Annotated in this window: 22 protein-coding genes; 12 read left to right on the top strand and 10 right to left on the bottom strand. The window is 73.3% G+C overall.

Annotated elements, in window-relative coordinates:
• Positions 1 to 27 precede the first annotated feature (27 nt).
• The 5 genes from AB0L95_RS27370 to AB0L95_RS27350 are packed head-to-tail and all read left to right on the top strand — an operon-like array spanning position 28 to position 4,441.
• On the top strand, positions 28 to 1,347 hold the full coding sequence (locus AB0L95_RS27370) for an MFS transporter (protein WP_365165654.1): 1,320 nt from the start codon (positions 28 to 30) through the stop codon (positions 1,345 to 1,347).
• On the top strand, positions 1,344 to 2,165 hold the full coding sequence (locus AB0L95_RS27365) for a putative hydro-lyase (protein WP_365165651.1): 822 nt from the start codon (positions 1,344 to 1,346) through the stop codon (positions 2,163 to 2,165). The genes AB0L95_RS27370 and AB0L95_RS27365 overlap by 4 nt, the downstream gene beginning before the upstream one ends.
• A gap of 43 nt (positions 2,166 to 2,208) precedes the next feature.
• Positions 2,209 to 2,961 carry a 5-oxoprolinase subunit PxpA gene (locus AB0L95_RS27360; protein ID WP_365165649.1) on the top strand — a complete coding sequence of 251 codons (753 nt, stop codon included), beginning with the start codon at positions 2,209 to 2,211 and terminating at the stop codon, positions 2,959 to 2,961.
• Positions 2,958 to 3,575: an allophanate hydrolase subunit 1 gene (locus AB0L95_RS27355; protein WP_365165647.1), complete on the top strand. Its 618-nt coding sequence runs from the start codon at positions 2,958 to 2,960 to the stop codon at positions 3,573 to 3,575. Before AB0L95_RS27360 ends, AB0L95_RS27355 begins: the two co-directional genes overlap by 4 nt.
• Entirely contained in the window at positions 3,572 to 4,441 is an 870-nt protein-coding gene (locus AB0L95_RS27350) for a biotin-dependent carboxyltransferase family protein (protein WP_365165645.1), read from the top strand. The genes AB0L95_RS27355 and AB0L95_RS27350 overlap by 4 nt, the downstream gene beginning before the upstream one ends.
• A 69-nt stretch (positions 4,442 to 4,510) precedes the next feature.
• Here the strand turns inward: AB0L95_RS27350 and AB0L95_RS27345 are convergent, their stop codons facing one another.
• From AB0L95_RS27345 to AB0L95_RS27325, 5 genes are all read right to left on the bottom strand, one after another.
• Positions 4,511 to 5,368: an SGNH/GDSL hydrolase family protein gene (locus tag AB0L95_RS27345; protein WP_365165643.1), complete on the bottom strand. Its 858-nt coding sequence runs from the start codon at positions 5,366 to 5,368 to the stop codon at positions 4,511 to 4,513.
• On the bottom strand, positions 5,365 to 6,618 hold the full coding sequence (locus AB0L95_RS27340; RefSeq protein ID WP_365165640.1) for a glycosyltransferase: 1,254 nt from the start codon (positions 6,616 to 6,618) through the stop codon (positions 5,365 to 5,367). The genes AB0L95_RS27345 and AB0L95_RS27340 overlap by 4 nt, the downstream gene beginning before the upstream one ends.
• A complete protein-coding gene (locus AB0L95_RS27335; RefSeq protein ID WP_365165638.1) occupies positions 6,615 to 7,778 on the bottom strand; it encodes a glycosyltransferase family 1 protein in 1,164 nt (387 codons plus the stop codon). The genes AB0L95_RS27340 and AB0L95_RS27335 overlap by 4 nt, the downstream gene beginning before the upstream one ends.
• 160 nt (positions 7,779 to 7,938) lie before the next feature.
• Positions 7,939 to 9,357 (bottom strand): HEAT repeat domain-containing protein, encoded by a 1,419-nt coding sequence (locus tag AB0L95_RS27330; protein WP_365165635.1) that lies wholly within the window; start codon positions 9,355 to 9,357, stop codon positions 7,939 to 7,941.
• Positions 9,358 to 9,658: 301 nt separating this feature from the next.
• The gene (locus tag AB0L95_RS27325; protein WP_365165633.1) at positions 9,659 to 10,051 is read right to left on the bottom strand and encodes an ankyrin repeat domain-containing protein; all 393 of its coding nucleotides are present in this window, start codon (positions 10,049 to 10,051) and stop codon (positions 9,659 to 9,661) included.
• A gap of 334 nt (positions 10,052 to 10,385) precedes the next feature.
• On the opposite strand from AB0L95_RS27325, the gene AB0L95_RS27320 reads away from it, so the two are divergent.
• Entirely contained in the window at positions 10,386 to 10,580 is a 195-nt protein-coding gene (locus AB0L95_RS27320) for a hypothetical protein (RefSeq protein WP_311699096.1), read from the top strand.
• 39 nt (positions 10,581 to 10,619) lie between these two features.
• Complete coding sequence (locus AB0L95_RS27315; RefSeq protein WP_365165630.1) at positions 10,620 to 12,173, top strand: ATP-binding protein; 1,554 nt, start codon at positions 10,620 to 10,622, stop codon at positions 12,171 to 12,173.
• A 190-nt stretch (positions 12,174 to 12,363) separates the two neighbouring features.
• Here the strand turns inward: AB0L95_RS27315 and AB0L95_RS27310 are convergent, their stop codons facing one another.
• Complete coding sequence (locus tag AB0L95_RS27310; protein ID WP_365165628.1) at positions 12,364 to 13,863, bottom strand: PLP-dependent aminotransferase family protein; 1,500 nt, start codon at positions 13,861 to 13,863, stop codon at positions 12,364 to 12,366.
• 142 nt (positions 13,864 to 14,005) lie between these two features.
• Here AB0L95_RS27310 and AB0L95_RS27305 point away from each other — a divergent pair, with 142 nt between their 5' ends.
• From AB0L95_RS27305 to AB0L95_RS27290, 4 genes are all read left to right on the top strand, one after another.
• Complete coding sequence (locus AB0L95_RS27305; RefSeq protein WP_365165625.1) at positions 14,006 to 14,656, top strand: hypothetical protein; 651 nt, start codon at positions 14,006 to 14,008, stop codon at positions 14,654 to 14,656.
• Positions 14,653 to 15,420, top strand: a complete 768-nt coding sequence (locus AB0L95_RS27300) for a glycerophosphodiester phosphodiesterase (RefSeq protein ID WP_365165622.1) — start codon at positions 14,653 to 14,655, stop codon at positions 15,418 to 15,420. The genes AB0L95_RS27305 and AB0L95_RS27300 overlap by 4 nt, the downstream gene beginning before the upstream one ends.
• A gap of 66 nt (positions 15,421 to 15,486) precedes the next feature.
• Positions 15,487 to 16,857 carry an MFS transporter gene (locus AB0L95_RS27295; protein WP_365165707.1) on the top strand — a complete coding sequence of 457 codons (1,371 nt, stop codon included), beginning with the start codon at positions 15,487 to 15,489 and terminating at the stop codon, positions 16,855 to 16,857.
• Positions 16,858 to 17,124: 267 nt separating this feature from the next.
• Complete coding sequence (locus tag AB0L95_RS27290) at positions 17,125 to 17,499, top strand: RNA polymerase-binding protein RbpA (protein ID WP_009187548.1); 375 nt, start codon at positions 17,125 to 17,127, stop codon at positions 17,497 to 17,499.
• 275 nt (positions 17,500 to 17,774) lie between these two features.
• Here AB0L95_RS27290 and fxsA read toward each other — a convergent pair whose 3' ends face one another.
• From fxsA to AB0L95_RS27270, 4 genes are all read right to left on the bottom strand, one after another.
• On the bottom strand, positions 17,775 to 18,344 hold the full coding sequence (gene fxsA, locus AB0L95_RS27285; RefSeq protein ID WP_365165619.1) for an FxsA family membrane protein: 570 nt from the start codon (positions 18,342 to 18,344) through the stop codon (positions 17,775 to 17,777).
• A gap of 194 nt (positions 18,345 to 18,538) precedes the next feature.
• Positions 18,539 to 19,333, bottom strand: coding sequence for a polyprenol monophosphomannose synthase (locus AB0L95_RS27280; RefSeq protein WP_365165616.1), 795 nt, complete (start codon positions 19,331 to 19,333; stop codon positions 18,539 to 18,541).
• 606 nt (positions 19,334 to 19,939) lie between these two features.
• Entirely contained in the window at positions 19,940 to 21,565 is a 1,626-nt protein-coding gene (locus AB0L95_RS27275; RefSeq protein ID WP_365165614.1) for an amidohydrolase, read from the bottom strand.
• A 56-nt stretch (positions 21,566 to 21,621) separates the two neighbouring features.
• Positions 21,622 to 22,062 (bottom strand): Lrp/AsnC family transcriptional regulator, encoded by a 441-nt coding sequence (locus tag AB0L95_RS27270; RefSeq protein WP_365165611.1) that lies wholly within the window; start codon positions 22,060 to 22,062, stop codon positions 21,622 to 21,624.
• 338 nt (positions 22,063 to 22,400) lie between these two features.
• On the opposite strand from AB0L95_RS27270, the gene AB0L95_RS27265 reads away from it, so the two are divergent.
• A complete protein-coding gene (locus AB0L95_RS27265; RefSeq protein WP_365165608.1) occupies positions 22,401 to 22,832 on the top strand; it encodes a hypothetical protein in 432 nt (143 codons plus the stop codon).
• Positions 22,833 to 23,078 lie beyond the last annotated feature (246 nt).

The raw sequence follows: 23,078 nt of genomic DNA, 5'->3' as shown, positions 1-23,078 counted from the left end.
CCTCCGTCCCTCATCTGCGAGGTGCCCATGAGCTCGACCCCACCACCCGAGGCCCCGACCTCCGACGCCCGGCCGGACACGGCCGAACCCACTTCGGCCGACGGCGCGCCGGGCTGGCTGCGGGCTCTCGGCCCGCGCGGCCGGCGCGCCTTCGCGGGCGCCTTCGGCGGCTACGCCCTGGACGCGTACGACTACTTCACCCTGCCGCTGAGCATGGTCGCGCTGGCCGCGTACTTCGGCCTGGACAGCGGCCAGACCGGCCTGTTCACCACGGTCACCCTGGTCGTCTCCGCGGTCGGCGGTGCCGTGGCGGGTGTGGTCGCCGACCGCATCGGACGGGTCAGGGCCCTGATGATCACCGTGGTCACGTACGCCGTCTTCACCGTCGCCTGCGGCTTCGCGCCCACCTACGAGACCCTGCTGGTCTTCCGGGCCCTGCAGGGCCTCGGCTTCGGCGGCGAGTGGGCGGTCGGCGCGATCCTGGTCGCCGAGTACGCGAGCGCGCGGCACCGGGGCCGCACGCTCGGCGCGGTCCAGAGTTCCTGGGCCGTGGGCTGGGCGCTGGCCGCCGGCGTCTACACCCTGGTCTTCTCCTTCGTGGACGACGGCCTGGCCTGGCGGGTGATGTTCTGGACCGGCGCGCTGCCCGCGCTGCTGGTCCTGTGGATACGGCGTCGGGTCCACGACGCCCCGCAGGCGCAGGCCCGGCGCGAACGCAGCGCGGAGAAGGGCTCCTTCGCGGCGATCTTCAGGCCGGGGACGGACGGGACACCGGGGCTGCTGCGCACCACAATCTTCGCGAGCCTGCTGTCCACCGGCGTCCAGGGCGGGTACTACACCCTGGCGACCTGGGTGCCGACCTATCTGAAGACGGAGCGGGGACTGTCCGTCGTCGGGACCGGCTCCTATCTGACCTTCCTGATCTCCGGGGCCTTCATCGGCTATCTGACGGGCGGCCATCTCACCGACCGGCTGGGCCGCAGGCGCAACATCTGGCTGTTCGCACTGCTCTCGGCGGTCTGCGTCCTGGTGTACGCGAACATCCCGAGCGGCGCCGACACCCTGCTGCTGGTGCTCGGCTTCCCGCTCGGGTTCTGCATGTCGGCGATCTTCAGCGGCTTCGGCTCCTATCTGAGCGAGCTGTACCCGACGGCCGTACGGGGCACGGGCCAGGGCTTCACGTACAACACCGGTCGCGCCGTGGGCGCCGTCTTCCCCACCCTGGTGGGCTTCCTCGCCGACAGCTGGGGCGTGGGCGGAGCGCTGGTCTTCGGCGCGGTGGGATACGGCCTCGCGGCGCTGGCACTGCTGGGGCTGCCGGAGACCCGCGGGAAGGAGCTGCTGTGAACCGCACGGAGGACCGCCTCGTGACCGCCGTCGACGAGCACGCGCACGCGTGGAGCCCGCGGCAGGCCCGGGCCCGCTTCCGCAAGGGGCTGACCGGCGCCACGGCCGGGGCCGCCGCGGGCCACACCCAGGTCAACCTGATCTCGGTCCCGGCCGCCTGGGCCTACGACATGCTGCTGTTCTGCCAGCGCAATCCGAAGCCCTGCCCGGTTCTGGACGTCACCGACGCCGGGGCCTACGGCACGGTTCTCGCGGACGGTGCCGACCTGCGCACCGATCTGCCGCGCTACCGGGTGTGGCGGGACGGCGAACTGGTGGACGAGCCCACCGATGTGCTCGGCCACTGGCGCGACGACCTGGTGTCCTTCCTCATCGGGTGCAGTTTCACCTTCGAGTGGGCGCTCAGCGACGCGGGTGTCCCCCTGCGCCACATTGAACAGGGCCGCAACGTCCCGATGTATGTGACCGCCCGCCAGTGCCGGCCGGCCGGGCGGCTGCGCGGCCCCATGGTGGTGTCCATGCGTCCGGTTCCGCCGCAGCACCTGGCCGCCGCGATCCGGGAGAGCGGACTGCTCCCGGCGGTGCACGGCAGCCCCGTACACTGCGGCGATCCGTCGGGCCTCGGGATCGAGGACCTCGGCCGGCCGGACTTCGGCGACCCGGTGGCCGCCGAACCGGACGACATCCCGGTGTTCTGGGCCTGCGGAGTGACCCCGCAGGCGGCGGTGATGGCCTCGCGGCCGCCGTTCGCCATCACCCATGCACCGGGGCAGATGTTCGTCACCGACGCCCGCGACGACCAGTACCGCGTCGGGTGAGGACCAGGACCGCGCCGGGTGACGCCGGTGACCAGGAGGGATCATGATCGATCTGAACGCCGACCTCGGCGAGGGCTTCGGCCGCTGGCGGCTGACCGACGACGAGCGGCTGCTGTCGGTCGTCACGAGCGCCAATGTGGCCTGCGGCTTCCACGCCGGGGACGCGGCCACCATGCGGCGGGTGTGCGAGCTGGCGGCCGAGCGCGGTGTACGGATCGGCGCCCAGGTCTCCTACCGCGACCTGGCCGGTTTCGGGCGGCGCGCGATGGACGTGCCGCCCGCCGAACTCGCGGCCGAAGTCGCCTACCAGATCGGCGCGTTGGAGGTGTTCGCACGCGCGGCGGGCTCCCGTGTGGCGTATGTGAAGCCGCATGGCGCGCTCTACAACCGGGTGGTCCACGACGAGCGACAGGCCGAGGCGGTCGTCGACGGCGTGCTGCTCGCCGACGCGGCACTGCCCGTCCTCGGGCTGCCCGGATCGCGCTTCCTGAAGGTCGCCGAGAAGGCCGGACTCCCGGTCGTCACCGAGGCGTTCGCGGACCGCGCGTACACGGACGAGGGCACCCTCGTACCGCGCGGCGAGGACGGCGCGGTGATCACGGAGCCCGACACGGTCGTCGGACGCTCGGTGGGCCTCGCCCGCTCCGGCACCGTCACCGCCCGCTCCGGACGTGCGATCCCCGTACGGGCACGCTCCCTGTGCCTGCACGGCGACACGCCCGGAGCGGTCGACCTGGCCCGCCGGGTGCGCGCCGAGCTGGAGGCGGCGGGCGTGCGCGTGGAGGCCTTCGCATGAGGGTGCTGGCGGTCGGCGACGAGGCCCTGCTGGTCGAGGTCTCCTCCGGGGAGGAGGCCCAGGCCCTGCACGCCGAGCTGCTGCGCCGCCGGGCCGCCGGGGAGCTGACGGCGGAGGAGATCGTCCCCGCGGCCCGCTCGGTCCTTCTGGACGGGGTGTCCGATCCCTCCCGGGTCGCGGTCCGGCTCGCCGGCTGGGACATCCCGCGGGTCGTCCCGCGCGCGCGGGAGGCCATCGAGATCCCCGTACGATACGACGGCCCCGATCTGCCGGAGGTGGCGGCGCTGTGGGGTGTGCCGCCCGAGGAGGTGAGGCGGATCCACGCGGCGGCCGAGTTCCGCGTCGCCTTCTGCGGGTTCGCGCCCGGCTTCGGCTATCTGACCGGTCTGCCGGACCGCTACGGCGTGCCGCGCCGCGCCACCCCGCGCACGGCCGTACCCGCGGGCTCGGTGGCCCTCGCGGGCCCGTACACGGGAGTGTATCCGCGCTCGTCGCCGGGCGGCTGGCAGCTCATCGGCTCGACCGACACGGTGTTGTGGGACCACGCGCGCGTACCGGCCGCATTGCTCGCTCCGGGGGCCCGGGTCCGCTTCGTGCCGGTGGAGGCAGGATGACGGACCGTGCGCTCTCGGTCGTACGGGCCGGGGCGCTGACCACCGTTCAGGACCGGGGGCGGCCCGGCCACGCCCACCTCGGGGTGCCGCGCTCCGGCGCGCTGGACGCGCCCGCGGCGGAGCTGGTGAACCGGCTGGTCGGCAATCCTCCGGAGGCGGCGGTGCTGGAGACGACGCTCGACGGCTGTTCCGTGCGGCCGCGTTCGGCGGTCACCGTGGCCGTCGGCGGAGCGCCCTGCGCGGTCACCGTGGACGGCCGCCCGGCGCCCTGGGGAGCACCGGTACGCGTCCCGGGCGGTGCGCTGCTCGACCTCGGGCCCGCCCGGTCCGGGGTGCGCAGCTACCTCGGCGTCGCGGGCGGGGTGGCCGTCGAGCCGGTGCTCGGCAGCCGCTCCACGGATCTGCTCTCCGGGCTCGGGCCGTCGCCGCTCGCGGACGGTGCCGTGCTCCCGCTCGGAAGGCCGGCCGGTCCCCCCGCGCGCGTGGACACGGTTCCCCATCCCGCTCCGCCGGCCGAGCTGGTGCTACGGGTGACGCCGGGCCCGCGTGACGACTGGTTCACGGCGGACGCGGTCCGCACCCTCGTCACGCGCGCGTACCGGGTGTCCGCCGCGAGCAACCGCATCGGCCTGCGCACGGAAGGTCCCGCCCTGGAGCGCGCCCGGGCGGAGGAACTGCCCAGTGAGGGCGTGGTGCTGGGGGCGGTCCAGGTCCCGCCCGACGGCAGGCCCGTGGTGTTCCTGGCCGACCATCCGACGACCGGCGGGTACCCGGTGATCGCGGTCGTGCGCGCCGCCGATCTCGCTGCGGCCGCGCAGGCGACCCCGGGCACCCCCCTGCGGTTCGCGGTCGTGGGCCGCCGTTAGGGCGTGTTGCGAAGGTCCCGCCCTTCGAGCGAACGACGGGACCTTCGCAACACGCCCTGGGCGGCCCGATCAGGCGGCGTCCGGCTGCTGGTCGGCCACCGACAGCGCGGCCAGCGCGGACGCCACCGCGTGCGAGGCGCTCAGATCGAGCCGGGCGCTGGTCCCCCTGGCTTTGTGGCGCACCTCGGCCGCCGCCAGGGTGAGCAGTTGGGGCAGCAGGTCCGTGCACCGCCGGACCACCCAGCCCGTCCCGGCGGTGGCGAGCCACAGGAGGTTCGCCGAGCGGGTGGGCGCGGGAAACTCCGGTTCGGGCGAGGGCGCGGGACCTGTGGCGACGCCCGCCTCGGCGAGCAGGGCGTGAAACCGCCGGGCGAGCTGCCGGTGTCCGCGTTCCCCCGGGTGCAGCCGGTCCGCGCTCCACATCGCGCGGTCGCTGATCCACTCCCCGTCCGCGGCGTGCAGATGAACGGCGCCGTAGCGCTCGGACAGCGCGTGCACGACCGTGTTCACGGCCCGCTGCCGCCTGGCGAGCGGACGCGCCAGCGCCCCGGGCAGTCGCAGCATCGACCCGGGGTCGGGCAGACAGGCCGTGAGCAGTACGGCGTTCTGGGCCCGGAACGCCGCGTACGCCTGGTCGAGCCGGGCGGCGACGGCGTGGATGTCGAAGGTGTAGCGCAGGGTGTCGTTGACGCCGATGACGACGGAGACGACGTCCGGGCGCAGGGCGAGCGCCTGCGGGGTCTGCCGTTCCAGGACGTCCCGCGTCTGGGCGCCGCTGACGGCCAGGTTGGTGAACTCCGCCGCCGCGTCCACGGGGGCGAGCCCGCCGGCGAGCAGGGGGGCCCATCCCCGCCAGGTCTCCCCGACGCGGTCGCCCACCCCCTCCGTCAGTGAGTCACCGAGTGCCACGAACCGCAGGGGTCTCATGCGACGCCCTCCCGAGCGGCGTCCCGTACCCGGGGCTCGGCCGCCGGAGGCGTGACACGCTGCCGCACGTCGCGCGACGACGGGTCGAGCGCCCGGGCGTTCTCCGGCTGGGCGTCGTGCGCGGCGAGGAACGAGTCCACCGCGGTCTTCCAGCCGAAACACTCAGCACGCGCGCGTGCCGCCTCCCGGCGCCCGGACTCCGGCCGTTCCAACAGCAGGTCGATCGCGTCCGCGAAGGCGTCGCCGCTGTTCACGGCGGTGGCTCCGGCGGAACCGATCACCTCGGGCAGCGCGGAGAGGGCGCTGGCCACCACGGGCGTGCCGCAGGCCATCGCCTCCAGGGCGGCCAGCCCGAAGGTCTCGGCGGGTCCCGGGGCCAGGCAGACGTCCGCCGTGGCCTGGAGCGATCCGAGTAGTTCCCGGTCGCGGACGTGGCCCAGGAAGGTCACGGGCAGCCCCCGTTCCCGAGCCCGTTGTTCCAGCCGGGCGCGCAGCGGTCCGTCCCCGGCGACCACCAGCACCACGCGCCGCCCGCGCCGCAGCAGTGCCTCCAGCGCGTCCAGGGCCGTACTGGGCCGCTTCTCGACGGACAGGCGGGAGCACATGACGAGCAGCGTCTCGTCCCCGCGCGCGTACTGGTCGCGCAGCCCCGGGTCCCGCAGCGCGGGGTGGCGCTGCTCCAGATCGACGCCCAGCGGGGCGCGTACGACATTGCGGGCGCCGATCCGCACGAACTCCCGCTCGGCGAACTCGGTGGTGCACACCACGCGCGCGTACGTGTGGGCCGTACGGGTGTTGAGGGCGTCGGCGGCACGCCGGGAGAGGTTCTCGGACAGACCCCAGGTGCGCAGGACACCGTCGGCGGTCTCGTGGGAGACCATCACGGCGGGGATCCGCGCCCGCCGTGCCCATTTGCCGGTCCAGCGCAGCGTGGTGCGGTCGGAGACCTCCAGGCGGTCGGGGACCAGGTCCTCCAGGAGGGCGGCGACGCGCCGCTTGTCCGTAAGGACCCGGTAGCCGCCGGTGCCGGGCAGCGGCGGCCCGGGCAGGGTGATGACCCGGCCCTGCTCGGTCATGCGGTCGGTGTGGTGCTCGCCCGGCACGATGAGCACCGGGTCGTGCCCGGCTTCCTTGAAGCCCTTGCCCAGTTCCCTCAGGGCGGTGCGCAGTCCGCCGGAGGAGGGCGCCACGAAATTGGCGAGCCGTACGATCCGCAGCCCGTCGCCGAAACGCTCGGTGGCGAAGCTCATGCCGCCACCACCGTCCTGCGAGCGGCGAGCACGTCCTCGTAGTGCCCGATGAGCTGGTCGACGACGGCCGCCCAGGTGCGGCCTTCGACGGTGGCGCGGCCGACGGCTCCGTACCCGGTCCGCAGCGCCGGATCGGCCGCCAAGGCCGCCACGGCGTCCCGCACGGCGGTCGCGTCGCCGGGCGGGACGAGCAGCCCGGTGCGGCCGTGGGCGACCAGGTCGAGCGGCCCCCCCGCGGCGGGTGCGACGACCGGCACTCCGCTCGCCATGGCCTCCTGCACGGTCTGGCAGAAGGTCTCGAACGGGCCAGTGTGCGCGAACACGTCCAGGGAGGCGAAGATCCGGGCGAGTTCGTCACCCGTGCGGCGGCCCAGGAACACGGCGCCGGGCAGGGCGCCCCGCAGGGTCGTCTCGCTGGGCCCGTCGCCCACCACGACGACGCGGACCCCCGGAAGGCCACAGACCCCGGAGAGGAGTTCGACGTGCTTCTCGGGGGCGAGCCGGCCGACATAGCCGACGATCAGCTCGCCGTTGGGGGCGAGTTCCCGCCGGATCGTCTCGTCGCGCAGGTCCGGCCGGAAACGGACGGTGTCGACGCCGCGCGGCCACAGCTGCACCCGGGGCACGCCGTGCGCCTCCAGGTCGTTGCGGGCCGCGCTGGAGGGCGCGAGGGTGCGGTCGGCGGCGGCGTGCACGGAGCGGATGCGCCGCCAGGCCGCGGCCTCGCCGGCGCCCATGTAGGTGCGGGCGTATCCGGCCAGGTCGGTCTGGTAGATGGCCACGGCGGGGATGCCGAGCCGGGCGGCGGCGGCCATACCGCGGACGCCGAGTACGAAGGGGCTGGCCAGGTGCACGATGTCGGCGCGGTGAGCGGTGATCGCCGCGGCGACGCGTCGGCTGGGGAGTGCCACGCGCACCTGGGGATAGCCGGGGAGCGGAAGAGAGGGGACACGGACCACGGGGCACGGCGCGAGAGCGTCGGCCGCGGTCCCGGCAGCGGCACCTCCCGGCTCGGACGAGGCCGAGGACCTGGAGGTGGCGGGAGCGACGACGAGGGGAGCGTGACCGCGATCGACGAGGTGCCGGACGGTCTGGAGCGCGCAGTGGGCCACGCCGTTCACATCGGGGGGAAAGGATTCGGTCACGATGACGACACGCATACCCGTGTTCTCGCCGCGCCGGACGTGGCCGCGTCAACGTCGATCTTTCCGGCCGGGGAACGTCCCATGAGCGTTGGGCTGCGCAGCCGGGCAGGCCAGCCCCTGTCCATACGGCCCTGACCCCCGGGTCACCGAACGTTCATACGGTGAGCATGAGTGTTCACACGGTCGGCATGTCGGGTCCGATCCGGCTGCGTACGGCTGTCTGGACCTCGGCCTCCTCGGCCGGATCCGAGGCGAGTCGGCGCAGCTGCTCGACGACGCGGATGTCCCCGGTCTCGGCGTGTCGTGCGGCGATCTCCCGGGTGGACTCCTCGCAGTCCCACAGGCACTCGACGGCGAATCCGGCGGGGAAGGAGGGGTCGGTGGCGGCCAGCGCGCGGGCGGCGCGGCCCCGTAGGTGGGAGGAGGCGGTCTCCCGGTAGATGTGGCGCAGCACCGGCGCGGCGCAGGCGATGCCGAGCCGTCCGGCGCCGTCGACGAGGGTCCACAGGGTCGGGGCGTCGGGGCCCTCGCCCCGCACCGCCTCCCGCAGCGCCGCGAGGACCAGGTCGCGGTCCTGGCCGCCGCCCCGGCAGGCGAGCACGCGGCCGGCGGCGGCCCCCAGGGCGTCGGGCCGGCGGGCCCAGCCGCGCGCCCGGTCGACGGCGGACACACTGCGCATGCGTTCGAAGGCGTCCACGGCGGCGTCCACGACGAGCGCGGACCCGGTGGCCACGGCGTCCTCGACGAGATCGAGTGCTTCGGGGTCACTGCTGTCGGCGAGGTAGCGCAGGGCGGTGCAGCGCGCCCCGTCGCTCCCGGAGCGAGCGGCCTGGACGATCTCGGGCCGGTCCTCGGGACCCGCGACAGCGGTGAGACAGCGGGCAGCGGGCACATGGAGGACGGCGCCGCGCTCGATGCCCTGCTGGGCCCAGTCGAAGACCGCCTGGACGCTCCAGCCCGGCCGGGGGCCCTGGGGCCGCAGCTGCCGCTGCCACCGGTCGAAACAGCCGGCCTCCTGCGCGGCACGCACCCGCGTGGCGACGGACTCTCGGGCGTCGTCGGCCCACAGCCGCCAGGGCCGGGGTTCGAAGGCGTCCCGGACGGCGGCGGCGAGTTCGGCCTCGCCCTCGGCGTCGGTCGGGAAACGGGCCAGCACGGGAGCGGCGAGGGCGCGCAGCCCCGCGTCGTCGTCCCGCAGTGCCAGTTCGTCCAGCGCCCAGGCCCAGTTGCTGCCCGAGGCCGCGTACCTGCGCAGCAGTGCGAGCGCGTCGCGCCTGCCGTACGAGGCGAGGTGCCCGAGGACCGCGAGGGCGAGCCCGGTACGGGACTCCTCGGTGTCGAAGACGTCCTCGGCGCCGAAGAGGTGGGCCTCGATCTCGTCCAGCTCGCCGTTCAGATCGAGATAGAGCCGGGCGTAGTAGAGGGAGCGGTTCTCCACCTGCCAGTCGTGGCGGGGGTCGCGCAGTACACAGTGGTTGAGAGTCGCGAGCGCCTCGGCTCGCGGTGCGGTGAGCGCGTGCAGCGTGCCGTCGCCGCGGCCCCTCTGCAGGAGGCCGAGCAGCGTTCCACTGGGCGCTATGACCGGTTCGAACATGGGAAACAGCCTCACATCAAGCGTCGACGCAACCGGGGAACACGCACTACCTGGCCGCGTGACAACACGTCGGAGCGCCCGCCGTCTCTTGCTTGCTGTAGACCATCTTCCTCTGCCTCTCGTCGGTGGCCCGTGCGGGCCGCATCACGGCCCGCGCGGTGCGGCAACACCTGCCCAGCCATCGCGTCCGTGAATCACGACGTCATGATGACCCGGCGTCTGACACTGCCGCGACCTTATTTCGGGCGGCCCCGTACCGCCTCCCCCGTTTTCGTTGTCTTCGCTGGTCAGAGCACTCGGATCAGTGTGCGCCGAACAGTTCGAGCAGATCGCTCTTGCCGAACATACGGGCGGTGTCGACGGCCGAGGGCGTTCCGACGGCCGGGTCGGCGCCGCCGTCCAGGAGCGCCTGGATGACCTCCAGCTCGCCCTTGAAGACCGCCCCGGCGAGCGGGGTCTGGCCTCGGTCGTTGACCCGGTCCGCCTCCGCGCCCCGCGCCAGCAGGGCCCGTACCGCGTCGGCGTGCCCGTGGTAGGCGGCGAGCATCACCAGGGAGTCGCCGCGGTCGTTGGTGAGGTTGGCCGGAACGCCCGCGTCGACGTACGCCACGAGCGCCTCGGTCTCGCCTCGGCGCGCCAGATCGAAGATCTTGGTCGCCAGCTCCACGACCTCGGGGTCGGGGGCTTCACTCATCGGCGGACCGCCTCTCACTACGGCTGTTGGGGACTGCGGGAGCGTACGACAGCGAGCGGTGCCGTCGCACAAGGGCGCGTACGGCGGCGAGCGGTGCCGCCGTACGGGTGAATCGCCAGCGTACTGGCTTCCACGGCACAAGACCGGCACCCCGCCAGGCAAAGATCACGACAGGGTCGGTCGCGGCGCGCGCACGGGCTCCGTCCATACGGGGCGGCTCCGCCAGCCGAGGGAAATTCGCGCGGTTTCACCCGTTTGCACCTTTTATCGTATGGATACATGCTGTGAGCCTGGAAGTACTCATGGTGACAGTCCCCGCGATCCAGGAGATCCCATGGTCCTCAACGTCTCCGGTGTGCTGCTGCTCGGCACCTGCGTCTTCCTCTTCTCCAGGAAGGACGGCCTCAAGGGCTCGCACGCCACAGTCTGCTCCCTCTTCGGCTTCTACCTCGCCAGCACCGGCATCGCTCCAGGCATCAAGGCCGGCGGCCAGAGCCTCGCGAGCCTGCTCGGGGGGATCAATTTCTGACCCCGCTCCCGCCCCCGCACGCACCCCCAGGAGAACGACGTGGCCCGGCGCCCCCTCCCGAGCATCCTGCGCAACGGCAGCGCCCAGATCGCCCGCAGCCGGCAGCTGGCCCGGACAGCGGCCGGCGGCGCGGGCGACGTCCTCCAGCCGCTGTTCCTTCTCACCCGCGGTCTGCACCGGCTGGCCGGAGCCGGGCGGCGCAGGTGGACGGCCACACCGAAGGACCGGCGGGGACCGCTCCTCTTCCTGGTCACCTCGGTGATCCTGGTCGTGGCCCTGGTGCCGTACGGGCCCCTGCTCGCCGGACTCACGGTCATGGCGGCCGCGGCCTGGAAGGGGCGCGACCGCAGAACGCCGAAGCCCTCGGGGCCTGACGACGCGCAGACCAAGCGCCTGCGGACCCTGTACGAGGCGCTGGTGCCGTACTTCTCGACCGCCCAGGACCCCGATCCGCTCTACGCGCACGGCGGTGACTGGTCCCGGGCCCTGTCCTCGTACGACTTCGACGACACCGGCCGGATCTCGCGGCTCCGCGTTCGCTACCCCGCCTACTTCACGGACGGCGAGGCCGCCTCACGGGCCCGGATCGAGCAGCTTCTGCACGCCAAGTCCGGCCGGGGCCGCGAGTACCACTTCGCCTGGGACGAGGAGGCCAACGAGCTGACGGTGACCGTGCTGCCGCCTCTGCCCACCAACATCGCCGCCCAGCGCTTCGTGACCGCACCGGGCGAGACGGTTCTCGGCTTCACCGACCCCACCGGCGTCCAGCGCACCCTTCCGCTCACGTACGGCGAGGAGCGGCGCGATGTGCCCCCGGTGGTGTGGCGCACGGGTTCCCGCTCCACCGAACCGCATCTGCTGATCGCGGGCGCGCCCGGCAGCGGGACGACGACGCTGGTGCGCTCCATCGCCCTTCAGGCGCTGCAGCACGGCGACGTCGTGATCATCGAGGGCGGCGACACCGGCGAGTACGCGTGCCTGACGGGCCGGGACGGGGTGCTGTCCGTGGAGTCGGGCCTCGTCGGCGCGGTGTCGAGCCTGGAGTGGGCGACCCATGAGACGGAGCGGCGGCTGATCGCCGCGAACCGCGCGAGGCAGGCCGGGCACCCGTCGCCGGACGACGTCAGGCGTCCGTTGTGGATCCTGCTGGACCGGCCCGGTGCCCTCGGTCACCTCGCCGCCGCCGACGGCCGTGAGGCTCCGCAGGCCCTGCTCCAGGTGCCCCTGCGGCACGGGCGGGCGGCGAACGTCACGGTCGTGGTGGCCGAGCAGCTCGACGCTCTGGACGGACTGTCGGACGCCGTGCGGCAGTACACCCGCGCGCGCGTGGTGCTCGGCCCCGCGGCCCCGGACGAGCTGCAGACGGTGCTCGGTGTGCCCCCGCACACCACGCCCGTCCGGGACGTCCCGCCGGGCCGGGGCTACGCCCGCCTGGGCTCGGGTCCGGTCCACCGTCTCCAGGTGCCGGCCACCCCGGACCCGTACGACGACGCGACCAGCGAGAGCCACCGGCAGGCGGTCCTCGGACTGTTGCCCCAGCACAGCACACCGGCCGCGGCGGTGGGGATCGAGGCGATGGCCACGGAGGGCTGACGCACCGGCACCGGCACCGGCACCGGCCGGCGTCCGCCCGCACAACGGACCGTCACCCGTCCGGCCGCCCGCACGGCGAACGCGCCCGGCCGCCCGAGCCCCGGCGCGCTGCCCGAGGTCGGGCGACGAAGGTGCGCGACTGTCAGACGACGACGGCACGCGACTGTCGGACCACGACGGCGCTCAACTGTCAGGCGACAAAGGTGCGCGGCGCCTCCGTCGGCCCCGAGACCCCCGTCTCCACCAGACGCGCGGCGGCGGCCAGACGTACCGCCGCCTCCTCGGCCACCGCGCCGCCCACCGTGAACGGCAGCCGGACGTAACCCTCGAAGGCGCCGTCCACTCCGAAGCGGGGCCCGGAGGGCACCCGGACGCCGACCCGCTCCCCCGCCTCGGCGAGCCGGGAGCCCGACAGGCCGCCGGTGCGCACCCACAGCGTCAGACCGCCCTGCGGCACCGAGAACTCCCATGACGGCAGCTCCCTGCGCACCGCGGCGACCAGGGCGTCGCGGTTCTCCAGGGCTTGCTCGCGCCGCAGGGCCACCGCCTGTTCCCAGCCGCCCGTGCTCAGCAGCCAGTTCACGGCCAGCTGCTCCAGCACCGGCGTCCCCAGGTCCGCGTAGGCGCGGGCCGCGACCAGGCTGCGGATCACATCGGGGGCGGCCCGCACCCAGCCGATGCGCATGCCCGCCCAGAACGCCTTGCTCGCCGAGCCCACGGTGATGACGGTGGAGCCCGCCGGGTCGAAGCCGCTCACCGGGCGCGGCATCTCCAGGCCGTCTTCCAGATACAGCTCGCTCATGGTCTCGTCGACGACCAGGACCGTGCCCGCGGACCGGGCCGCCTCCACCAGGCGGCGGCGCTGGTCCTCGTCGGCCAGGGCGCCCGTCGGATTGTGGAAGTCGGCGACGACGTAGGCCAGACGGGGCGCGGCCTCGCGCAGCACCTGGCGCCAGCGGTCCAGCTCCCAGCCGCCGAGTCCCTCGGCCATGGCCACCGGCACCAGCCGGGCACCCGCCTCGCGCATCAGTTGCAGGATGTTGGCGTACGACGGCGACTCGACGGCGATGCGTTCGCCGCGCCCGGCGAACAGGTGGCAGATCGCGTCCATCGCGCCCATGGCGCCCGTGGTCACCATGATCTGCTCCGGCATCGTGGGGATGCCGCGTGCCGTGTAGCGCTCGGCGATCATGGCGCGAAGGGCGGGCAGCCCCGCCGGGTAGTCGCCGTGCGTGTGCGCGTAGGGCGGCAGCTCCTCCAGGGCGCCCTGCACGGCGCGGGTGAGCCAGGGCTCGGGCGCGGGCAGCGCGGCGCAGCCCAGGTCGATCATGGAGCCCAGGGCCTCCGGCGGAAGGGGCTCGAGGCCGCGGGCGGGCAGCGGGTTCCCGGCCGGCACGGCGGTCCAGCTGCCCGCGCCGCGTCGGGACTCCAGGAAGCCTTCGGTGCGCAGCGCCTCGTACGCGGCGGCGACGGTGGTCCGGCTCACGGACAGGGCGAGCGCCAGTTCCCGTTCGGCGGGCAGCCGGGCCGCGACGGGCACGCGGCCCTCCAGGACGAGCAGCCGGATGCCGTCGGCCAGCGAGCGGTAGGCGGGCGGGCGGCGGCTGCCGGGGCCCCCGGGGCGGTCCTGCTGGGAGGTGAGCAGCCGGGCCAGTTGTGCCGCACCCACTGCCGAGGTCCACTGCGCCATGCTTACCAGTCCACCTTCCCGGAATTGGCCATGGATGGCTTCTCTTTCCAAGCCACAGAGTGACATGCGCCAGGCCACTGCCACCACAGGGGGGTACCTTTTGTCCGCCGAGCCGTCTCTCGATCCGTCCATTGACACGTTCATGAAGGGCCGGCGGCTCGGGCGTCGGCTGGTCCAGCTGTACGCGGGTCTGGTGCTCTACGGCGCGAGTTCCGCGCTTCTCGTGCAGGCGGGCCTCGGCCTGGAACCCTGGAACGTCCTCCACCAGGGCCTTTCGGAACTGACCGGCCTCAACATGGGCGTGGTCCTCACGATCGTCGGCGCGATGGTGCTGCTGCTGTGGGTCCCGCTGCGCCAGCGCCCGGGCCTCGGCACCGTCTCCAACGTGCTCGTCATCGGTTTCGCCATGGACGCCACCCTCGCGGTGCTCCCCGAGGTCCGCTCCCTGGCCGTGCGGGTACCCCTTCTCCTCGCGGGCATCGTGCTCAACGGCATGGCGACCGGCCTCTACATTGCCGCGGACTTCGGACCCGGGCCGCGCGACGGCCTGATGACCGGACTGCACCGGCGTACCGGCCGGTCGATCCGGCTGATCCGCACGGCCGTCGAGGTCGCCGTCGTCGCGACCGGTTTCGCCCTCGGCGGCACCGTGGGCGTGGGCACGGTCCTGTACGCGCTGTGCATCGGCCCGCTCGCCCAGTTCTTCCTGCGCGTGTTCGCCGTCCCCCGGGCATCGGGCCGCAGCACGGTCGTTGCCACGGGGCAACCGGAACGGGCGATACTGCCTCGGTGACCACCCTCATACGCCACCCCTATCTCGACCATCCCGGCCCGATCGCCTTCGCCCACCGGGGCGGGGCGGCGGACGGCCTGGAGAACACCGCGGCCCAGTTCCGGCGCGCGGTCGCCGCGGGCTACCGGTACATCGAGACGGATGTGCACGCCACGGCCGACGGGAAGCTGGCGGCGTTCCACGACGCGACCCTGGACCGGGTGACCGACGGGGCGGGCCGGATCGCCGACCTGCCCTGGAGCGAGGTGTGCCAGGCCCGGGTTGCGGGCAGCGAGCCGGTGCCGCTGTTCGAGGACCTGCTCGAGGAGTTCCCCGACGTGCGCTGGAACGTGGACGTCAAGGCGGAGCCCGGCCTGCTCCCCCTGCTCGATCTGATCGGACGCACGAACTCCTGGGACCGGATCTGCGTCGGCTCGTTCTCCGAGGCGCGCGTGACACGGGCCCAGCGGCTGGCCGGGCCGCGCCTGGCGACGTCCTACGGCACCCGCGGGGTGCTGGGTCTCCGGCTGCGCTCGTGGGGGCTGCCCGCGCCGGTGCGCGGCTCGGCGGTCGCCGCCCAGGTGCCCTGGTCCCAGTCGGGCGTGCCCGTGGTCGACCGCCGTTTCGTGCGCACCGCTCACGCGCTCGGGCTTCAGGTGCACGTGTGGACCATCAACGAACCCGAGGACATGCACCGGCTCCTGGACCTGGGCGTGGATGGCATCATGACCGATCACATCGACACTCTGCGCAAGGTCTTTCAGGACCGGGGCATCTGGGTCTGACGCCCGCGCACGATCATGTACCGCGGGGAAGCGAGGGCACGGGTGGACACCGACACCGAGCGGGCGATGGGGGTGCCCCCAGGACGGAGCGAGCCACCACCACCGGAGGAGAACGGCGGGGCCGCCCAGCGGCGGCGCGAACAGCACGGCTGGTACTTCTACGACTGGGCGTGCTCGGTCTACTCGACGAGCGTACTGACCGTGTTCCTCGGGCCCTATCTCACGGCGGTGGCCAAGGCGGCGGCGGACGCGGACGGCTATGTGCACCCGCTGGGCGTCCCGGTGCGGGCCGGCTCGTTCTTCGCGTACACGGTCTCCGCCTCCGTCGTCGTGGCGATCCTGGTGATGCCGCTCGCGGGTGCGGCGGCCGACCGCACCGGCCGCAAGAAGCCCCTGCTCGCCCTGTGCGCGTACCTGGGTGCCGCGGCCACCACGGGCCTGTTCTTCCTCGACGGTCACCGTTATCTGCTCGGCGGTCTGCTGCTGATCGTCGCCAACGCGTCGATGGCCGTCTCGATGGTCGTCTACAACTCCTATCTGCCGCAGATCGCCCCGCCCGCGGAGCGCGACGCGGTCTCCTCCCGCGGCTGGGCCTTCGGCTACGCGGCCGGCTCCGTGGTCCTGATCGCGAACCTGGTCCTGTTCACGGCGCACGACTCCTTCGGCCTGTCGGAGTCCATGGCGGTCCGCATCTGCCTGGCCTCGGCGGGCCTGTGGTGGGGCGCCTTCACCCTCGTACCGCTTCGGCGGCTGCGGGACCGCCGTACGCCGTCCTCCGCCTCCTCGGCGCCCGCGGTGCACGGCTGGCGGCAGCTGGCCGCCACCGTACGGGACATGCGGGGCAGACCGCTCACCCTGTCCTTCCTGCTCGCCTACCTCATCTACAACGACGGCATCCAGACGGTGATCTCGCAGGCATCGGTGTACGGCTCCCAGGAGCTGGGGCTGAGCCAGTCCACGCTGATCACCGCTGTACTGCTGGTGCAGGTGCTGGCGGTGGGCGGGGCCCTGGGCATGGGGCGGCTCGCGCGCACCCACGGCGCCAAACGGACCATCCTCGGCTCGCTCGTCGCCTGGACCCTCACGCTCGGCGCCGGCTACTTCCTGCCCGCGGGCGCGCCGGTGGGGTTCTTCCTCCTCGCGGCGTGCATCGGACTGGTGCTCGGCGGCAGCCAGGCGCTGTCCCGGTCCCTGTTCTCGCATCTCGTGCCGCCCGGCAAGGAGGCGGAGTACTTCTCGGCGTACGAGCTGAGCGACCGCGGCATGAGCTGGCTGGGCCCGCTGCTGTTCGGGATCACCTATCAGGTGACCGGAAGCTACCGGGACGCGATCATCTCGCTGGTGGTCTTCTTCGCCCTCGGCTTTGTCCTCCTGGCACGCGTTCCGGTGCGGCAGGCGGTGCGCGACGCGGGAAATCCGGTACCCGAAAGGATTTAGCACCTGATGGCAAAGGGCGGTAGTGTACGCGTTTGGCCTGCCAGGCGTACCGTTACTGCGCGTCAAAGGAGCCGAAACGCTGGGTGACATCTGCTAGCAGATGTGACAAACCGGGCGCCGGTGGGTACAACAAGGGGCGGCTACGACGGCGACGCATGACCCGGAACGGGACTCGGAACGGGAATCTTTACCGCCGACCGGACGTTGACCGGATGACGACGACAGCGACACCTGTCCTGTGGGCGACAAGCCCGGGAGGCACGATTCATGAGTGAGCGAGCTCTTCGCGGCACGCGCCTCGTGGTGACCAGCTACGAGACGGACCGCGGCATCGACCTGGCTCCACGCCAGGCCGTGGAGTACGCATGCGAGAAGGGGCACCGGTTCGAGATGCCCTTCTCGGTCGAGGCGGAGATCCCGCCGGAGTGGGAGTGCAAGGTCTGCGGGGCCCCGGCACTCCTGGTGGACGGCGACGGCCCGGAAGAGAAGAAGGCCAAGCCCGCGCGTACGCACTGGGACATGCTGATGGAGCGGCGCACCCGCGAGGAACTCGAAGAGGTCCTCGAAGAGCGGCTGGCCGTTCTCCGTTCCGGCGCGATGAACATCGCCGTTCATCCGCGGGACAGCCGCAAGTCCGCGTAGTCCCCAGGGGCTGGGCGGCAGAAAAAGCAACGCACGCCGGTTCAGCGGGCGTCGCACGTCACACAGACGTGCGACGCCCGCTGCCGTTTTCGCGACACAGACGGACCCGGCGGGTTGACGACTCGGCGGTCCGAGGGCGCGGCCTGACCCTGGAAGTCTCAGCGGGCCCGGCGGCCTCAGCGGGTTCGGGGCCCGGTACCCCGGCCTCAGTGGGTTCAGGGCCCGGTGTCCCGCTCTCAATGGGTGTTCGGGACCCGGTGCAGCGCTCGCGCGTCTCAGGAGGTCAGCGGCGGGCGCGGCTCGCGCGGGGCGTCCCCGGGCTCGTCCCTGATGACCTCCCCCTGAACGACTTTTCCGTCCGGACGGTGCATACGGGCCTGCCGGAAGGCGTCACCGAGGCTGCCGTACGGTGCCTCGCGGAGCTTGCGGTCGAGGGTGCGCTCGGCACGCCGGCCCACCGTCCGCTGGACCGGCGGGAGCAGGAGCAGCAGGCCCAGCGCGTCGGAGATCAGACCCGGCAGTATCAGGAGCAGGCCGCCGAGCATCATCAGACCGTTGCCGCCACTCGCGGGCTCGGGCTCCGAGGAGCGGGCCCCCAGCGTCTCGCTGAGATTGCGGAAGGCGCGGCGTCCGGCCCGCTTGACGACCATGGAGCCGAACACGACACCGGCGACCAGCAGCAGGAACACCGTCAGCCCTCCGGCCGCGCGCCCCACCAGCGTCAGTAGCCAGATCTCCAGGACCAGCCAGGCGGCGATGCCCAGCGGCAGGTACCTGCGCCTGCGGGAGCGCTGCGGTCGGGCCGGCCCGGCCTGGTACGAGGAAGTCGGTGCGCCAGTCGTCATGCTCCCAGTGTGCCTGGAGCAGGCTCAGTGCGGGATAAGCGGGATGACCGGGACAGGCGGAGGGCCGACACGAGGGCGCTCGGCCCTCGGGCCGCGACCCCGGAGGGCTGGAGGAGACCCGTACGGGCGACCGCCGGAAGCGGCTTGCGGTTGACGCGCGGCCCGTACGGATCCGGGCGCAGGGCTCCGGACGTTCAGGAGTCGGTGCCGCGGCCCTTGACCTTGGCCACGCGGTCCCCGACGCCCCATGCCGTGACGCGCCACAGCGCCTCGACGAGGATGTCCTTGCTCATCTTGGAGTCGCCCAGTTCCCGCTCGACGAAGGTGATGGGCACCTCGACGACGTGGTAGCCGGCCTTGACGGCGCGGCGGGCCAGGTCGACCTGGAAGCAGTAGCCCTGCGAGGAGACCTCGTCGAGGCCCAGGCCCTCCAGGGTCTCGCGGCGGAAGGCTCGGTAGCCGCCGGTGATGTCGCGCAGCGGCAGATCGAGGGCGAGACGCGAGTAGAGGCTGCCGCCGCGGGAGATGAACTCCCGGCTCTTGGGCCAGTTCACGACCCGGCCGCCCGGCACCCAGCGGGAACCGAGCACGAGGTCGGCGCCCTTGAGCGCGGTCAGCAGACGCGGCAGCTCCTCCGGCTGGTGGGAGCCGTCGGCGTCCATCTCGACCAGGACGCCGTAGCCGCGCTCCAGGCCCCAGCGGAAGCCGGCGAGGTACGCGGCGCCCAGTCCCTGCTTGCCCGTGCGGTGCAGGACGTGGACGTGGTCGTCCTCGGCCGCCAGTTCGTCCGCGAGCTTGCCCGTCCCGTCGGGGCTGTTGTCGTCGGCCACGAGGACGTGCGCCTCGGGCACGGCCGACCGCACCCGGCCGACGATCGTCTTGATGTTCTCGGCCTCGTTGTAGGTCGGGATGATCACCAAGGCGGTGCCGAGCGGACCGAACTGCCTCCCTCGGGCTTCTGCCGCGAGGGTCCCGTCGCCGTCGTTCACTACTGCCCCTTCGTGTCCGTACTCAGGCAACCACCATAGTGGCCGTCGCCTGGACGGACGTGACAGCAGGTTCGTATGGGGGTGTCGATTCCGCAAGAGTCGGGTAAGAGGACGGGTTTGCGCATTCTGCGGACGTCGGGGGGCGCGCCCCCGCGCTCCGCCGGACGCCGTGGGGTGCCTCACCGGACCCGGCAGGGACGTTGCTGCGGATGGGGGCCCGGCGCCCTTCGGGCCGACCTGGGACCCGCTGGCTGCGGGTCGACCGAGAGCCGTTGTCTACTGGACGTCCGGGCCCCACCCGGGTCGCACCCTGCCGACCGGCCGGAACGTTCCCGTGCCGTGGCGGGGGCGCTGAGCCTGGCTCCCAGTGGTGGTGCGCCGGTGCGGCACACCATCCCTGACCCAGCGGCGCTCCGGCGACTGCGCGGAGGTTCCCCGGTCGGACGTCCGACGGTGGACGCGGCCGAACCTACCGGCCCCCTGCGCCTCACTGTCAACAGCCGTGCGACCTGCGGTTTCTTTGTACGTTCCCTGGTCAGAGGGGAGGATGCGCAGGTCGCACGACGGGGTCCCGGGGGACGGGGACGGGCCCGCCGCCCCGGCAGATCACTCGCCCGGCCCTACGAACACCGTCCGGCCGCCCACCACCGTGCGCAGACACACGGGGAGGTCGGTGCCGGGGGTCAGATCGGGCAGTCCGGGAGTGCCGGAACGGGGGTCGGTGGACCAGCGGGCCACCCGGTCGTCGGGCGCCTGGACGACGAGGGCGTCGGTGCGCCAGACGGCGTAGTCCGCGGGCGCGCCCGGCACCAGCACCCCGGCGTCGTCGCGTCCGATCGCCCGCCAGCCGCCGCGGGTGTGTGCCGTGAACGCGGCGCGTACGGAGATCCGGTGCTCGGGGGTGCGATGGAAGGCCGCCGCCCGCACCGTGCCCCACGGGTCCAGGGGGGTGACGGGGCTGTCGGAGCCGAAGGCCAGGGGGACGCCGCTGCGCAGCAGGGCCGCGAAGGGGTTGAGCGTGCCGGCCCGCTCGGCGCCGAGACGCTCCGCGTACATACCGTCCGCGCCGCCCCACAGGGCGTCGAAGGCAGGCTGCACGGAGGCGGTGAGACCGAGTTCGGCGAAGGCCGCGATGGTCTCGGGGGTGAGCATCTCGGCGTGTTCGACGCGATGCCGGCCGGCGCGGACGCGGGCGAGGCCGACCTTCTTGGCGGCGGCGCGCACTCCCTCGACCACGGCGGTGACGGCGGCGTCGCCGATGGCGTGGAAGCCCGCCTGCAGCCCGCTCTCGGTGCAGGCCACGACATGTGCGGCGACGGCGACAGCGTCCAGGTGGGCGGTGCCGGCGTGGCCCGTGTCGGCGTACGGCTCGTGCAGGCACGCCGTGTGCGAGCCGAGGGATCCGTCGACGAACAGATCGCCCGCCGCGCCGAGCGCGCCCAGCTCCCGTGCCCTGGCGACGCCTTCGTCGGCCTGCTCGGCCCAGTAGCCGACGACCCTGGGGCCGCTCTCCTCGGCGGCCAGACGGAGCAGTCCGGTGAGGTCCTCCTCGGAGGAGATCTCCGGGCCGGCGCACTCGTGGACCGAGCCGATGCCGAGGGAGGCGGCGTGCGCGAGGGCGGTCCGCTGGGCCTCGGTGCGCTGCGCGGGGGTCACCGCCGCGAACGCCGCGGCGCGCACGGCGTGGTGGGCGTCCCGGATGAGCGCTTCGCCGTCGCTGAAGCCGTCGCGCTCGCGTACGCCGGGCGTCAGGTCCAGCAGCGCGGTGCTGACGACGGCGGAGTGGACGTCGATGCGGCTGAGGTAGAGCGGACGGCCGCCGGTGGCCTCGTCGAGTTCGTCCCGGCGCGGTGCCCGCCGCTCGGGCCAGCGGGCCGCGTCCCAGCCGTGACCGAGCAGAACGCGGTCCTGGGGGCGGTCGGCGGCGAACTCGCGGACGCGGGCGAGGGCGGCCGCCAGGGAGGGCGCGCCGGACAGGTCGAGACCCGTGAGCGCGAGACCCGTGGAGGTGGTGTGCACATGTGCGTCGGTGAAGGCCGGGGTGACGAGCGCGCCATCCAGGTCCACGACCTCGTCCACGCCGTCCGCGAAGGCGTCTGCGGCGCCTTCGGAGCCGACCCAGGCGATCTGCCCGTGCTCGACGACCATGGCCGTCGCGAAGGGGTCTGCGGGGCTGTGGACTTCTCCTCGGCGCAGCAGGACGGTCTGCGGCGGGGCGGTGCGCTCGTTCATGGGGACAGTCTCGCGCCTCACCGGGGCGGACCGGCACGCAGGTCCCGCCCCAGGTGTCAGACCCGGGGCGGCCGTGCCTCGTAGGGGGTGGAGAGGACCACCGTCGTGCGCGTCGAGACCCCCGCGAGCGTCCGCAGCCGCGCGAGCAGCTCCTCCAGCTCGTGGGGCGTGGCCACGCGGACCTTGAGGATGTAGTTCTCGTCGCCCGCGACGCTGTGACACGCCTCGATCTCGGGGACGCCGGCCAGCCGGTCCGCGATGTCGTCGGGGGCACTGGGGTCGAACGGCTTCACCGAGATGAAGGCGGTCATCGGCAGACCGACGGCCTCCGGGTCGACGACGGCCGCGTACCCGCGGATGACGCCACGCTGCTCCAGCCGACGCACCCGCTGGTGCACGGCCGACGTGGACAGGCCCGTGGCCTTGCCCAGGTCGGTGTAGCTCATCCGCCCGTCCTTGACGAGCAGCTGCACGATCTGTCGGTCCAGCTCCTCCATGGCGCTAGAACCTACAGGGCGGCCGATCCCCACGGATACCTCAGGCGCAGGTCATACCCGGTTTGTGATCTTGGCGGAAACGGCACGGGAGCCTCCGCGGCAGACACGAGATCCCTCCGCGGCAGACAGGGGAGCGCCGTGCGGGTGCCGCGCGCAGGTACCGTGCGCCGCGGCCGACGGCGGGCGCACCCGGCACCTGCGAGTGGCATGTGACGAACGCCACAGCACCCGAACAGGCTTCGTGATGTCCTCGTGATTACCGCCGAGACCGGACGGGAAGTGCTTGCTGTGGTCGAGGCCGCGGTGCCTGGTCGGCCCAGCCCGAGGGGGAGAATCCCATGCAGAGTCTGAAGCGCCCTGATCGCAGCGCGTCCAAGCGGCAGCAGCCGGTCGTCGAGCCCGAGCCGGAGGGCGTCGAACCCGCTGTCGACGACGAGTTCGACGCGTACGACACCTTCGAGATGTACCGGGTGTTCTGCCCGGACTGCGCGCAGCCCATCGCACTTCTGGCGGACGAGGAGGTCCTGCCCGAGCACGCGCTGTGCGCCTCGCCGTGGAACCCGTTCGGGCTCACGGTCTGTTCGGGCACGGGCCGCGCGGCGGCCGAGGCCCGGCCCGCGGACGAGTCCGCGGCGCCCCAGGAGCAGGACACCGCCCTGCTGCTGACGCTCCCTCAGGGTCTCGACTGGCGGATGCAGCCGTTCTCGCACGTCGGCGGCCCGGGCTCGCGCCCGATGCGGGTGACGGTGATGCCCTCTCAGGCGGCCTGAGCCACACCCCGCTCGTCCGCCGCCGCACGGCCCCGGACACCGTCCCGGCCGGCCTCGCCGCCGGGACACCGCGGCACCCCGCTGCCCGTCGCAGTGAGGTCCCCGCCCGCCTGAGGGACTTGACCTCGCATCAGGTGCGTCGCCGCCGGGCCCTCGCCGTCCGATACCGCGTCAGCGGACCCCGGGGCGGAGGAAGGCGCACCGTGCCCCCGTACGAGCCCTCCCGGAACTCACGCTCGAATACGG

Source organism: Streptomyces sp. NPDC052036 (genome assembly GCF_040680495.1).
Classification (GTDB): domain Bacteria; phylum Actinomycetota; class Actinomycetes; order Streptomycetales; family Streptomycetaceae; genus Streptomyces.
The sequence above is the reverse complement of the archived record's forward strand: the minus strand, read 5'-3'. Positions and strand labels throughout refer to the sequence as shown.

Bases quoted from the DNA above. Each gene is read 5' to 3' on its own strand.
- AB0L95_RS27350 (WP_365165645.1), top strand. From the start codon at position 3,572: ATGACGGACCGTGCGCTCTCGGTCGTACGGGCCGGGGCGCTGACCACC.
- AB0L95_RS27310 (WP_365165628.1), bottom strand. From the start codon at position 13,863: ATGGCGCAGTGGACCTCGGCAGTGGGTGCGGCACAACTGGCCCGGCTG.
- fxsA (WP_365165619.1), bottom strand. From the start codon at position 18,344: ATGACGACTGGCGCACCGACTTCCTCGTACCAGGCCGGGCCGGCCCGA.
- AB0L95_RS27270 (WP_365165611.1), bottom strand. From the start codon at position 22,062: ATGGAGGAGCTGGACCGACAGATCGTGCAGCTGCTCGTCAAGGACGGG.
- AB0L95_RS27265 (WP_365165608.1), top strand. From the start codon at position 22,401: ATGCAGAGTCTGAAGCGCCCTGATCGCAGCGCGTCCAAGCGGCAGCAG.
- AB0L95_RS27335 (WP_365165638.1), bottom strand. From the start codon at position 7,778: ATGCGTGTCGTCATCGTGACCGAATCCTTTCCCCCCGATGTGAACGGC.
- AB0L95_RS27370 (WP_365165654.1), top strand. From the start codon at position 28: ATGAGCTCGACCCCACCACCCGAGGCCCCGACCTCCGACGCCCGGCCG.
- AB0L95_RS27295 (WP_365165707.1), top strand. From the start codon at position 15,487: ATGGGGGTGCCCCCAGGACGGAGCGAGCCACCACCACCGGAGGAGAAC.
- AB0L95_RS27325 (WP_365165633.1), bottom strand. From the start codon at position 10,051: ATGAGTGAAGCCCCCGACCCCGAGGTCGTGGAGCTGGCGACCAAGATC.
- AB0L95_RS27345 (WP_365165643.1), bottom strand. From the start codon at position 5,368: ATGAGACCCCTGCGGTTCGTGGCACTCGGTGACTCACTGACGGAGGGG.
- AB0L95_RS27355 (WP_365165647.1), top strand. From the start codon at position 2,958: ATGAGGGTGCTGGCGGTCGGCGACGAGGCCCTGCTGGTCGAGGTCTCC.
- AB0L95_RS27320 (WP_311699096.1), top strand. From the start codon at position 10,386: ATGGTCCTCAACGTCTCCGGTGTGCTGCTGCTCGGCACCTGCGTCTTC.
- AB0L95_RS27290 (WP_009187548.1), top strand. From the start codon at position 17,125: ATGAGTGAGCGAGCTCTTCGCGGCACGCGCCTCGTGGTGACCAGCTAC.
- AB0L95_RS27275 (WP_365165614.1), bottom strand. From the start codon at position 21,565: ATGAACGAGCGCACCGCCCCGCCGCAGACCGTCCTGCTGCGCCGAGGA.
- AB0L95_RS27305 (WP_365165625.1), top strand. From the start codon at position 14,006: ATGAAGGGCCGGCGGCTCGGGCGTCGGCTGGTCCAGCTGTACGCGGGT.
- AB0L95_RS27330 (WP_365165635.1), bottom strand. From the start codon at position 9,357: ATGTTCGAACCGGTCATAGCGCCCAGTGGAACGCTGCTCGGCCTCCTG.
- AB0L95_RS27340 (WP_365165640.1), bottom strand. From the start codon at position 6,618: ATGAGCTTCGCCACCGAGCGTTTCGGCGACGGGCTGCGGATCGTACGG.
- AB0L95_RS27360 (WP_365165649.1), top strand. From the start codon at position 2,209: ATGATCGATCTGAACGCCGACCTCGGCGAGGGCTTCGGCCGCTGGCGG.